The 11,991-nt window shown below is 62.3% G+C and carries 12 protein-coding genes and 2 riboswitches; of the genes, 6 read left to right on the top strand and 6 right to left on the bottom strand.

Annotation, left to right across the window (positions count from 1 at the left end; translation table 11 throughout):
• Positions 1–29 precede the first annotated feature (29 nt).
• The 5 genes from ACFPN2_RS18445 to cobU form a co-directional block, all read right to left on the bottom strand.
• Positions 30–1,079 (bottom strand): helix-turn-helix transcriptional regulator, encoded by a 1,050-nt coding sequence (locus ACFPN2_RS18445; RefSeq protein ID WP_380599110.1) that lies wholly within the window; start codon positions 1,077–1,079, stop codon positions 30–32.
• A gap of 84 nt (positions 1,080–1,163) precedes the next feature.
• Complete coding sequence (locus tag ACFPN2_RS18440; protein ID WP_380599108.1) at positions 1,164–1,487, bottom strand: DUF2149 domain-containing protein; 324 nt, start codon at positions 1,485–1,487, stop codon at positions 1,164–1,166.
• Complete coding sequence (locus ACFPN2_RS18435) at positions 1,469–1,906, bottom strand: MotA/TolQ/ExbB proton channel family protein (protein WP_380599107.1); 438 nt, start codon at positions 1,904–1,906, stop codon at positions 1,469–1,471. Before ACFPN2_RS18435 ends, ACFPN2_RS18440 begins: the two co-directional genes overlap by 19 nt.
• Positions 1,903–6,192 carry a cobaltochelatase subunit CobN gene (locus ACFPN2_RS18430; protein WP_380599105.1) on the bottom strand — a complete coding sequence of 1,430 codons (4,290 nt, stop codon included), beginning with the start codon at positions 6,190–6,192 and terminating at the stop codon, positions 1,903–1,905. Before ACFPN2_RS18430 ends, ACFPN2_RS18435 begins: the two co-directional genes overlap by 4 nt.
• Positions 6,193–6,305: 113 nt before the next feature.
• Positions 6,306–6,507: riboswitch (cobalamin riboswitch) on the bottom strand.
• 8 nt (positions 6,508–6,515) lie between these two features.
• Positions 6,516–7,112 carry a bifunctional adenosylcobinamide kinase/adenosylcobinamide-phosphate guanylyltransferase gene (gene cobU / locus ACFPN2_RS18425; RefSeq protein ID WP_380599103.1) on the bottom strand — a complete coding sequence of 199 codons (597 nt, stop codon included), beginning with the start codon at positions 7,110–7,112 and terminating at the stop codon, positions 6,516–6,518.
• A gap of 28 nt (positions 7,113–7,140) precedes the next feature.
• Here cobU and cobT point away from each other — a divergent pair, with 28 nt between their 5' ends.
• The 5 genes from cobT to ACFPN2_RS18400 are packed head-to-tail and all read left to right on the top strand — an operon-like array spanning position 7,141 to position 10,669.
• Positions 7,141–8,151 carry a nicotinate-nucleotide--dimethylbenzimidazole phosphoribosyltransferase gene (cobT, locus tag ACFPN2_RS18420; RefSeq protein ID WP_380599101.1) on the top strand — a complete coding sequence of 337 codons (1,011 nt, stop codon included), beginning with the start codon at positions 7,141–7,143 and terminating at the stop codon, positions 8,149–8,151.
• A complete protein-coding gene (locus ACFPN2_RS18415) occupies positions 8,148–8,942 on the top strand; it encodes an adenosylcobinamide-GDP ribazoletransferase (RefSeq protein WP_380599099.1) in 795 nt (264 codons plus the stop codon). Before cobT ends, ACFPN2_RS18415 begins: the two co-directional genes overlap by 4 nt.
• The gene (gene cobC, locus ACFPN2_RS18410; protein WP_380599097.1) at positions 8,927–9,460 is read left to right on the top strand and encodes an alpha-ribazole phosphatase; all 534 of its coding nucleotides are present in this window, start codon (positions 8,927–8,929) and stop codon (positions 9,458–9,460) included. Before ACFPN2_RS18415 ends, cobC begins: the two co-directional genes overlap by 16 nt.
• A 43-nt stretch (positions 9,461–9,503) precedes the next feature.
• The gene (locus tag ACFPN2_RS18405; RefSeq protein ID WP_380599095.1) at positions 9,504–10,019 is read left to right on the top strand and encodes a sigma-70 family RNA polymerase sigma factor; all 516 of its coding nucleotides are present in this window, start codon (positions 9,504–9,506) and stop codon (positions 10,017–10,019) included.
• On the top strand, positions 10,016–10,669 hold the full coding sequence (locus ACFPN2_RS18400; RefSeq protein WP_380599094.1) for a DUF3379 family protein: 654 nt from the start codon (positions 10,016–10,018) through the stop codon (positions 10,667–10,669). Before ACFPN2_RS18405 ends, ACFPN2_RS18400 begins: the two co-directional genes overlap by 4 nt.
• An 87-nt stretch (positions 10,670–10,756) precedes the next feature.
• Here ACFPN2_RS18400 and bufA2 read toward each other — a convergent pair whose 3' ends face one another.
• Positions 10,757–11,008, bottom strand: a complete 252-nt coding sequence (bufA2, locus tag ACFPN2_RS18395; RefSeq protein ID WP_380599092.1) for a BufA2 family periplasmic bufferin-type metallophore — start codon at positions 11,006–11,008, stop codon at positions 10,757–10,759.
• A gap of 173 nt (positions 11,009–11,181) precedes the next feature.
• On the opposite strand from bufA2, the gene ACFPN2_RS18390 reads away from it, so the two are divergent.
• A complete protein-coding gene (locus ACFPN2_RS18390; RefSeq protein WP_380599090.1) occupies positions 11,182–11,655 on the top strand; it encodes a DoxX family protein in 474 nt (157 codons plus the stop codon).
• Between the two features lie 21 nt (positions 11,656–11,676).
• Positions 11,677–11,876, top strand: a riboswitch (cobalamin riboswitch).
• Positions 11,877–11,991 lie beyond the last annotated feature (115 nt).

The following is an 11,991-nucleotide window of genomic DNA, read 5'->3' as shown; positions in this document are numbered from 1 at the left end:
CACCCAAAGCGGCGGGCGCCGCCGGGCGCTCAGGACAGCGCTTTTACCAGCTGCGCGCGGCAGACCAGGCCGAGCTTGCCGAAGATGGCATTGAGCTGAGATTCCACCGTCCGCCGCGAACGCGACAGACGTTGCGCGATCTGCTCGTTACGCAAACCTTCGGCGACCAGCAGCGCGACCTTGCGCTCGCTCGGCGAAAGCCGGTTCAGAATTTCGCTCGCACGCTCTTGCGACCGGGGCCGCTCGTCGGCAGCAGTGAACTGCAGGAGATAGCACGGCTCGATGCGCAGGCCCGCCCCGAACCAACTCGAGTCGATGGTAACGGACAAGTCGACATCGACTGGATGGCGCAACGTCTGGGCCAGCTCGTTCGACCCGACGTTACGACGCGCCTTGATCGCTCGTGACAAATCGGCAGACAAGTCGCTCGCATCCAACGGTGCGCCATGCGACCGCGCCCAGCGCTCGGACAGCCGACGGCCGTCCGGCGTACCAAACAAAACATTGCCGCGCGCATCGGTGAGAATCACCGGCGAAGAGGAACGGCTCAACGCCTGCTCGAAAGCAAACGATTTGAAGCGCTCCTGCTCCAACGCGCGCAACCGATGCAGGCCGGCATCGATCGCTGGATAAATTTGTTCGAAGAAGCCGATCTCATCGGCTGAGAAGTGAGCTTGCCGTGCACTCCGCCGGACACTGAAGACGGCTTGCGGCAGGCCCTCGTGCCAGAACGCGAGATGCACGAATTCGCGCCACTCATCGAGACCGGCCTCCTGAGCCAGACGACGCTCGTGAGCTTGCGGATCCTCCAACGCGATTTGCGAGAAGGTATAGAGCTGCACTCGAGGATGAGACGCGAGATACGGACGCGACACCGCCAGGCTCGTGGCGGGCATGTAGTCGGGTCGACGGGGCTGCTCGACATGATGGCGCGCGGCCACCGGCTCATAGTCGTTGATGCCGAGCATGAGGCTGCACGAATGATGATGCAGCGTCGATTGCACCAGTCGCAGGCTGCTCTGCCACAGCCCCTCGACATCGATGGCCCGCTGCAAATCGACCAGCCCTTCGCTCAACATCGCCGTCTCCGGAATCCCCAAACACGCATTCGGTGTTTTTGCCGAGAATGCAGCGCGGACCGGAGCTTGGCAAGTAACCGCCGCTTACTGGCCCACCAGGATGAGTTTGCCGGTCTTGGGATCGCGATAGACCTGCCCCACCGGCTCCATGCCGGCGCCGGCCGCCTGGCCCTTCAATCCTTCCGGCAGCTCGGCAAGTTCGCGTCCCGGCTCAACGACTTGCTTGCCCCCTTCGGCACTGCTGGAGGTGGTGTTGAACACCGGTTGAGCCGACACCAGCGCCACGATCAACCCGCAAATGAACACCAGCATGATGTCGACCAGATTGACCAGCGACGCCTGCGGATCCTCTGGGGTTTCTTCAAATCGCGCGCTATTCCAGCGCCGCCTCACGACTGCTGCTCCCATCGGAGCAGCGCCTCGTCGTACCACCGACGGCGCAGCCGGCCGATGATGAAACCGACGACGCCGGCCGCCAGGCCGAGCACTGTGGCGTCGAAAGCCGTCAGCATCGCCTCGGCCAGCAGGTTCAGATTGCCATTGCTAAGTGCGGTCAGACCGGGGCCGAGCGAGATCAGTGTGGCCATCAAGCCAAGCATGGGCGAGGTGCGAGTGAGAATGTCCGCCCGCTCGATGCGTCGATGTGCCCGACGCTCGACCGCGCTGACATCGGTCGGCCGCTCACGTCGACGCAAGAATCCACGCTCGCCGAACAGCACACCGATGTCGACGCACGCGAGCGCGACACAAACAAACAATCCGACGACCACGGGGGTCAGCAGCAACGGCACCAGCGAGTGGGTCCATTGCACGATGAAAGAGTTCATGCGGAATGTTCCTTCGGAGCAACGTAACGTCCACGGAGATATCCGGCGGACAGCAATACAGCGATGCCGAGCACGATGATCGCCAAGGCCCACGGCGAGCGACCGCCCGCACCCTGAGCGTCAGCTGCCTGCTGTTTAGTCTGGCCTTCCTTAGCCGCTTGCAACTCCTTCATCGTCGTCGGCGACGAAGCAGCTTTCGCATCCACACGCGCACGCTCGAGCAATTGTTTCAGCGGCTCGATCTGATCGGCGCGCAGATAAGGCTGCACGTACTGGAACACGGGATGATCGGGCTGCGTGTGACCGCTGCCCGGCAGACCATGCTCGAGCAACAGATCGACCCACTTCTGACTCAGCTGCTGCAACGTGGCTTCGTCGGTTTGCCAGAATTGTTTCTCGGCCGCGACCAGCAGGATGGCCATCATGTTGGTCTTCACGTGCACGTTGGAGCCTTGCTCGAGGAACTTATCCAGCCCCAGGTGATGGGAATCGTCCACGTACACCTGTTTGACCTCGTCCCAAGCCCAGCTCTTGATCACGTCCGGATTCGTGACTTGCCAGCCCCACAAATATTCCATGAACTCGCTGCCCATGGTTCGCGCGCCCGCGTAGCCATGCTGCATCAACGGTTTGATCCACGCGGGATTCAGATAACGACCCCGCAACTCCGTCAGCAACGCTGTCGGCAGCGGCTGCATGGTCGGCTGCGAAGGATTGGAATGATCGGCGACGTGACTGGCCGGCACGCGACCGCTCAATGTTTCCACCGCGAGACTCAGGCCGCCGAGATAGTCGAACGCGTCGTTGTTATCCATCAGGCCGTAGAGATTGCTAGAGCGCCCCAGATAAGTGTTGCGCACCTCGCGCAAGTTGCTCTTCAACAGCTCCTGCTGCGCTTGGCTCGTGCCATCGGCGGAATACGCGTGACCGATGCGATCGATGTAAATCTTCGCGAGCTCTTTGCGATCGTTCCAGCTGCCGGAGCGCTCCACGGCCCGATTGATGCCGGCGCTGTAATCGCCGGGCGAAGTGCCGAACACACGCAAGCTCGCTTGCTTGCCGGCCTCCGCATGACCCAGGCCTTGTTTGATCAGCGCCGATGTTTCATTCACCCAATGGCGCGCCACGTGGTTTCGCGCCAGCGGCTCATCGCCCGGGCTCGCCATCGGACCCAACGGTTCCAGCGCGACACGCAGTGCCGAAGCAAGATCGGGACGGCTGCGTTCGATGGTGCGACGGCTGCCGTCCAGCGCCAGCAACACCGCTTTATCCAGCCACACGATCTGCTGACCGAACAAATCGCGGAACAGCCCCGATGTGACGAACACCGTGTCGGCACGCTGACCTACGTCGTTCAAGGGTTGACGCTCGAGACCGGCCACGATGCCGCGACTGTTCCATTGAGGCGCGACCCCGAGCAGCGACAAGCCGAAGCCCACCATCGCGCCTTCGTCCCGCACCGAATCCGACGCCCACAGAATCACCGCTTCCTTGCCGTCCTCTTTGACTTTGGCCCGCGCCTCGCTCGCGAGCTTTGCGCCCAACGAGTAACCGAGCCGCGACGGAATCAAACTGTTGTCGAGCCCATGGAAGTTGCGTCCCGTCGGCAGCGCCTCGGCATTACGAATCGGATCGTTGCCCGGCCCGGCGGGAATGAATCGACCGGCCAGGCCATGCAACAGCGCCCGCATTTCATTGTCCGGCGAGCTTTGCAGGTTCTGACGCAGCGTCTTATCGCCTGGCTTTGCTTTCATGGACACCAGCATCGTATCCAGCGCCTCCTTCTGCCACGGCTTGCCGAACACGTGCAGGCCCAGCGGCATGAAGTCTTCCTGCAGGTGGGTGAGATAGTGACCGATCTCGTGCACGAGCAATTCATCGTCAGCCTGCTCAAACGAAATGCCGCGCACTTTCAGCTCGGCATCCATACTCGCGGTCAGCGCGTCCTTGAGGTGCAACTCATCGATGAGGGCTCGCATCGACGACGCTGCCTGCTTGCGCAACGCCGGGTTGTTCGACGATTCGTAACTTTCCACGAGCTGCCGGAGGCGCAACAGATCGTCGTAGAGCGGCGTCGCGGTCAGCGGCGGAATCAAATGATCGACCATCACCGCGAGACCGCGCCGCTTGGCCTGCAACCCTTCGCCGACGCCGTCGACGATGTAGGGATAGATGCCCGGAATATCGCCGGCAATCAGTGCCGGATAATCGAGCTCATCCTGACCGACGCCTTTGCGCGGCAGAAACTCATACGTCGAATGACGCCCCAGATGCACGATGGCATCGGCGTTGAACTCGTGACGCAACCAGAAATAGAACGCCAGATACTGATGTGTGGGCGGAATGCTGGTGTTGGCGTGAAGCAGCTCTTCGTTCAGCTCCCATCCGCGCGGCGGCTGCGGACCCACGAAGATCTTGCCGAAGCGCAGGCCCGGCAGCACCAGCTTGCCTTTGTTCACCATCACGTTGCCGGGGATCTCTCCCCAGCCGCGCAAGCCTTCGACGCCCGTCGCTGCAATCGCGCGAGTCAGTTTGTCGACGGTCGCTTCGTTGCCGCCTTTGGTGAGCTGAGTTTCATACGCAGCCTGCAGCTGCTTGACCAGATCGAGTGCGCGATCGCGTGCCGGATGCTGAGCGCCTTCGAGCAAATGTTCGATCTCATGCAGCGTTCGAGTGATCTGACCGCGCGCATGCTGAGGCAATCGAGCCGCCTGTGCCGCCTGAACATTCGCCTGCAGAAACGCCAGCGGACCGCCGGTCATTTCCTTCTGCAACGGTTGAGGCATCGTTGCAAACCATTTGCCGTACTGTTCCGCGCTGACGTTGGTGACGCGCGTCGCCATCGAGCGCAGCACATCGCCTTGCTCGGGAAGATTCACGCCATCCTGCTGCAGCTTCTCGAGCAATTCCGCCGACGATGCGGGCAACGGCCCGGTGTCATAGCCTTCACGCTTCAGCGCTCGCAGGATTTCCAGCAATGAGGCGGGGACGTCGAGATTGTCGGCACCGATATTGTGACGGCCCGGCGGATGGTTGTAGTAAACGATGGCGACGCGCTTGTCTGCGTTCTTGGTCTGTTGCAAACGAGTCCAGCGTTCGATTCGCGCCGTCATCTGTTCCACTTGTGACGGAATGGCCGCGGTTCGCGTCACCGCGATGCCTGTAAGCGAATCCAACTGAGCGGCGGCTGCGGCAGCAACGACGATCGGCTGACTGATTCCCTGCAGCTCGGGCATGGCCACGCGGTAGTAAACACTGTCCCAAGCCAGCCCTTGCTCGGACATGCGCCAGCCTTCCGCTGTCACATCGTGCAGTCGAAGCGCCTTGAGCACGGGCACATCGAGCTGCTCGAGCCGACGCGTCGCCTCTGCTCGATCGCTGCTGCCGCCGATGATGAAATCCTGCACGGACACGACCGCACCCAAGCGAGCGCCAACCTTGTTGCCAATCACTCCGAGCGCATCGCTGCTCGGCCGGCCCCAACCGGCAAGCACAGTGAGACAATCCAACGCTCGCGCATTCAACGAACGGCAGATCGCTTCGCTCAACGTCACATCGGCGTGTTGATCCTCGAGCACGGCCACCACGCGTTTGTCGCCAACAATGCGCAATGTTTCAGCCGTCGACCATTCGCCGCGATAGTGAAAGCGCATGGGCAATGCGTCTTCGACCGGCTTGACCGCCGCCGCAGCCGCCTTGTCTTGCTCGGACAGCATCAGCGCCAGCAGTGAGATCAAGTTGGACTCGCCGCGGTTCTGCCAGTACGCACGAGCTTGAATCCAAGGCGCGAGTTGCGGATGGCGCTGAACAGCAGCAGCGACAGCTTCCGCACCGGCATCTTTCTCAGCCGTCAACGACGAGAGCTCCGCGTAGCGCGGATCTTCATCGACAAACAAACGTTTGGCACGCCAGCGACTTTGCCGTCCGAGCCCGGGATCGCCGGCCACCGCGATGATCTCCTTCGCGCGCGTGGTTGCGAGCTGTGCTTGAATGCGCTGAGCGGTTTCTTTGAACACCGTCGCGAGCAACAACGTGTCGGCCTCGCCGATCAGCTCTTGCAACTGAGCATCGCTGAGCGCGTCGACCTGCGCCGTCGTGCGGAAGATCAGTCGATGATTGGGCAGGCGCTGGTTGAAATCGCGCGCGGCCTGCGCGAGGTCGCCCGAGTTGCGCTCGGAAACGACAGCAACCAAGGTCGCCGCGGGCAGCTCGGCGGCGAAACAGGCAAGGATCAGGCAACACAGTCCGCTAAACCAACGGACGAGAGAATGAGACTGCGATCGCACGGCGGGACCCACAGAAGCTGACGCACCACACGGTGCGATGGCCTTCAGGCACCGCTCCGTGAACCTGTCGCCGCTGCAGGAATTCCCGCTCGCTCAGCACACCCCGGCTGCACGAAAGACGACCGCGACAAGCTGGTCTCCTGGCTTGCGGCTTACAGCCTGCGCATCACCTTCCCAGGCCTTCAGCCCAGTGGTTGCTCCTCACATTCGGGAGCTTCGATGGCGGCACCGCTTACAGTTGCGGGGGCAGCCCGGGTGTTGCACCCGGTTCCCATGACATGTCGTTCGCGCGACACCTTGCGCGAAAACCCTCGAGTCGTCAATCAACCGGCACGGAAGCTCTTGATGGGCACGGCAATTCCGGCAACCACCAATGTCACTTGATCGCAGGCGGCCGCCAGCATCTGGTTCAATCGCCCCTGTTCGTCCTGAAAACGCCGCGCGACCGGCGCCAGCGGCACGATGCCCATGCCGACCTCATTGGAGATCAACAACACCTCAACGCGCGCTAATGACAGCCATTGCAGGAATTTATCGCGCTCGGCTTCCCAGGTCGGCAACGGCGCGGTCGGCGCATCTTCGCGAAAATCCTGAAGCAACGCGTTCGACAGCCACAAGGTCATGCAGTCGATGACCACGATGTTCGATGACTCCTCCCCGGGTAACGCTTGCGCAAGACCGGTCGGTGCTTCTAAGGTGCGCCACGTTGCCGGCCGCTCCGCCCGATGTAACGAGATGCGATGCTGCATCTCCTGATCGAGCGCCTGCGCCGTGGCAACATAGGTGACATTCACGCCGCGCGCCGCCGACAGCGATTTCGCCAGCGCGATGGCATGAGCGGTCTTCCCCGAACGCGCCCCGCCGATGATCAGGCGTCGCCCGACCGAAGCCCGCTCACCCGATTTGTCATGCTCGACCATAGCCCGCACTCACCGTTCAGATGCAGTCATGATAACCAACGCCACCTTGCAACGCCGACTCGATACGCGCACCAAGCCCCAGGGCTCGCTCGGCGCGCTGGAAACGCTGGCGGTGCGCATCGGCCTGGCGCTCGACACTGAAACCCCGGTGTTCCGCGCGCCGCAAATGTTTGTATTCGCCGGCGACCACGGCATCGCCACCGACGGCGTCAGCGCTTACCCACAGGCGGTCACCGCGCAGATGCTGCTGAACTATCTCCAAGGGGGCGCGGCTATCAATGTGTTGGCACGTCGGCACGACATCGCGTTGCGCGTCGTCGATGCGGGTGTGGCCAGCGACATTGGCGAACACGCTGGGCTCGTCGCCCGCGCGGTGGCCCGGAGCACTCGTAACTATCGCGTCGAGCCCGCGATGACGCAAGCTCAGTGTACGCAGGCACTCGACACCGGCCGCGCGCTGGCCCAAGCCGCATTGAGCGAAGGCTCGAACGCACTGCTGTTTGGTGAGATGGGCATCGGCAACACGGCCAGCGCATCGATGCTGTTGCATCGGCGGACGGGCTGGTCGTTGGAAGATTGTGTCGGTCGTGGCACGGGCCTCGACGATGTCGGACTGGCTCGCAAGCGCGAACGATTGGCCGCTGCGTCGGCGCGTCGACCGGAAAACCTCACACCCGTTGAAACAATCGCGGAATACGGTGGATTCGAACTTGCGATGATCACTGGCGCCTTGCTCGCCACTGCCGATGCGAAATGTATTGCCGTGATCGACGGCTTCGCTGTCACCGTCGCGGCGCTGCTCGCTATCGAAATCGATCCTCGCGTTCGCTCTCGCTGCATCTTCAGCCATTGCTCGGCGGAACATGCGCATCGCAAATTGCTGGCCCACCTCGATGTGAAACCGCTGCTCGATCTGGGCATGCGGCTCGGTGAAGGCACGGGCGCCGCGATGGCATGGCCCATCATCGACGCCGCCGCGCGCTTGATGACGGAAATGGCCAGCTTCGAATCCGCCGGAGTGGACGACAAGGCGACATGAGCAGCGACGCTCAAACCGCTCGTCCTTCTGGGCTGATCGCTGAGCTGCGACTGCTGCTCATGGCGGTTCAGTACTTCACGCGCGTGCCCATGCCAGCGTGGGTCGGCCACTCTGCCGAGCACTTGAGCGGGACGGCACGTTACTTCCCCGCCGTCGGCATTTTGATTGGAGCGATCGGCGCGCTCGTGCTGTGGCTGACCAGCCTGGTTCTGCCCGGGCCGTTGCCGGTCATTCTCAGCACGGCCTTTACCGTGTTCATCACAGGCGCGTTCCATGAGGACGGTCTGGCCGATACGTTCGACGGTTTGGGCGGTGGCGCGACCCGCGAGCGCGCACTCGAAATCATGAAGGACTCGCGGCTGGGAACGTTCGGCACGGCGGCGCTGGTGCTGACGTTACTCATCAAGATCGCCGCATTGAGCGCGATGCCCGTGACGATTGCGATTGGCGTATTGATCGCCGGCCACGCTTTCTCTCGCGCATGTGCTGTGACGCTGCTGTTTGCCAGTAATTACGTCGGCAATCCGGATCAGTCACGCGCGAAAGTCGTCGCACAGCCCATGAGGCCTGGCGAGCTTTTGTTTGCAATCGTCATCGGCGTTGCACCGATGTATTGGTGCGGCCTGCACGCGCTCGCTGGCGTGGTTTGCTCGCTGATCGTTTTGTACTTGCTGACGCGCTGGTTCATGCAACGGCTGGGCGGCTTCACCGGCGACACGCTGGGAGCCACGCAACAGCTCACCGAGATCGCGTTTCATCTGGCCGTGCTCGCGTCGTGGAACTCTACCTGATTCGTCACACCGCGCCGGCGGTGGCCTCCGGCGTGTGTTACGGCCAGACCGATGTGCCGCTCGCGGAAACTGCGGAGCAAGACATTCAAGCCGCTTTGGCGCCCTTGCCCAGGTTCGAGCGGATTTATTCGAGCCCGGCACAGCGCTGCTCACGGCTGGCGAAGGTGTTAGCACAAAGAGACGCTTGCGACGTGACGCTCGCGCCTGAGTTGCAGGAACTGCACTTCGGCCATTGGGAGCAATTGCCGTGGGCCCGGATTCCGCGAGAACATAGCGACCCATGGGCGGCGGACACCTGGAACCTGGCGCCGCCCGGCGGAGAAACAGAACAAGCCCTATGGACCCGAGTCGCGAGCTGGTATCGCACGGCGCTGTCGCCGACCGCCTCCCGCTGCGCCATCGTCGCGCACGGCGGCTCATTGCGCGTATTGCGATGTTTGATTCTCGGGCTGCCGGTCGAGGACCGCTGGTCCTGGACCCTGAAGTGGGGCGAACACGCACGCTTCGAGCGGCCTTGAAACCGCCCTGCAATAAACCCGCGCCTGCCCCGGTCTACTCCCAATGAACGCTAATAGTGCTCGTGAACGCGGGCGCTTCGAGGCGCTGTGCATGCCGTTCCGGGCCGACGTGTTTCGGTTCGTGTACTGGCTTTGCCGAGACCGGGCTTTGGCGGAGGACGTGGTGCAGGAGACGCTGTTGCGCGCGTGGCGCTCTCTCGATTCGCTCGGGGACGAGAAAGCCGCACGACCGTGGCTGCTCACCATTGCGCGACGGGAGCTGGCAAGAGTGTTCGAGCGCAAGAAGCTGCCGATGGTGGATCTCGATGTCGCCAACGAAGCCGAGCCCGAATCGCTGGCGGTCAACGATCAGCATGAAGTCGAGGAGATGCGACGCGCGATTCTGAAACTGGATGTGATTCACCGTGAGCCGCTGGTGCTCCAGGTGTTGCTGGGCTATTCCACCGAAGAAATCGCCCAGCACCTGGAAATCAGCGTCGCGGCCGTGTTGACGCGTCTGTTTCGTGCCCGACAGGTCTTGCGTCAGCAACTGCTGGGTGCGGAGGGCTCGCGGTCATGAACTGCGAAGAACTGCGCACGATCGTCGGTGCCGAACCCAATTCGACGAACCCCGAAGTCCTGAAGCACATCGAAAGCTGCCCGGACTGCGCCCGCTATCGGCAGGAATTGCAGGCGATGGATCGCTTGATCTATCGAGCGTTGGCCGTCGACGCGCCGGCTGAAAAGCGCGCCACTCAACCGTCCCGCGTGTGGCGCATGGCTGCGAGCGTGCTCGTTGCTGTGCTCGTCGGTGCGATGTCGTTGTGGTTACTGACACCGCGAGAAAGTTTCGCGGCGGAAGCTATCGCTCACGTCAAACATGAGCAGTTCTCGCTCGTGCGCACGTCGGAAACAGTCGATGCGCAGGAGCTGGAAAAAGTGCTCGCCGCTTCGAGGTTGCGATTGAAACCCGGTGCGGCACGAGTGTCATACGCGCAGAGCTGTCCCTTCCGGGGTCAGCGAGTTCCGCATCTGGTCGTGCAAACCGAGCAAGGCCCGGTGACGGCGTTGGTCGTCACGGACGCGCCAACCCAGGGGCGCGAACATATCGACGAGAAAGGTTTTCAGGGTGAGATCATTCCGGCACCGCGCGGCGTGATCGTCGTGCTGGGTCAGAATGTGCCGGTGGATGCAGTGGCGAAGACGCTGCTGAGCGCGCTGGAATACTGAGCCCCAAATGCACAGCGGCGCATGTATGCGCCGCTGTGAGAAAGAATCGCGAAACACCGGCCAGCGCAGGGCCGCCGATCATCGCAATTACTTCTTCATCTTGGCCTTGGCGGCATCGCAATCGCCCTTGCTCAGTAGCAAGTAGCCCTGGCCCTTGCACTTGTTCTGGCCCTGGCAGGCGTTGGTGGCGGTGCTGCAGGCGGACGTTCCCTTGCACGAATTGACACCTTCGCATTTCACCTTGGCTTCATCCGCCGCGTTCGCCGTGGTGGCGACAGTGGTAAACAGCAGTGCAGCGGCGGCGGCCATGGCGGCGCAAGTGGCTTTCTGTGTGCTCATGCTTCTCTCCTGAATCTGATTTTTCGAGCGGTTGAAACGGATCGTCATCGATGCCGCGAACAGCATCTTGCCCACTAGACCGGGCCCGGCGCCATCGCATTACACGCAAACGGAGTAATAAGCGATGGCTCAGACCGGTCCTCTAGCCAACAAGCAAAAAGCGGGAGTCCGATATGTTGAGCGACGCCTTGATGGACCCGAAGAGCCCGATGGCCCGCCTGCTCGACCATCTGCAAGCGCCGTTCGCGCTCGCCTCGCGGGTTTATGTGAGCTGGGCGTTCCTCAAGAGCGGCTATCTGAAGCTGTCGGACTGGGACCAGACGGTTGCGTTGTTCGAGTACGAATATCGCGTGCCCGTGCTGACCCCGCACCTCGCCGCCATCGCCGGGACCGCCGGCGAGCTGGTGTTTCCAATGCTACTCATACTCGGTCTATTTGGCCGGATCAGCGCGCTCGGCCTGCAGGCCGTCAACGTTCTGGCGGTGATTTCCTATGCGCACGTACTGTTCCAGGAAGGCTTCGCGGCCGCCATCGGCCAGCATTATCTGTGGGGTTATATGTTGCTGGTGCTGACGGTGTACGGCCCGGGCGCCTGGTCGCTGGACTACCAGCTGCGCGCCCGGCGCAAGAATTCGTCCGACACTTGACGAAGGCCCGCTCAAACTTCATCCTCGCGCCGCGCGACAAGTTCCCCCTCAAGGGGATTCAAAGGGAACTCGGGTGTGAAGCCCGGGCTGCCCCCGCAACTGTAAGTGGTTCGCCGCGCGTCAAAGACCACTGGTGTAGCCCAAGGAATTGGGTACGCCGGGAAGGTGACGCGAGGACTTCAGCCATCAGCCAGGAGACCTGCTTGCCGCCGTCGTCCATCGATTGGCCGGGGTGTGCCAAGAGAACGGGAGTTTTCCCTGTAGAGGCGACCGGTGCATGGGTCGCGACGCGTTTTGAAGTTGCAGCCCGTGCGGTTTGTAACTCTCCGCGGAGCC

Origin of the sequence: Steroidobacter flavus, assembly GCF_042651805.1 — a bacterium.
Taxonomy (GTDB): Bacteria; Pseudomonadota; Gammaproteobacteria; order Steroidobacterales; family Steroidobacteraceae; genus Steroidobacter; species Steroidobacter flavus.
The sequence above is the reverse complement of the archived record's forward strand: the minus strand, read 5'-3'. Positions and strand labels throughout refer to the sequence as shown.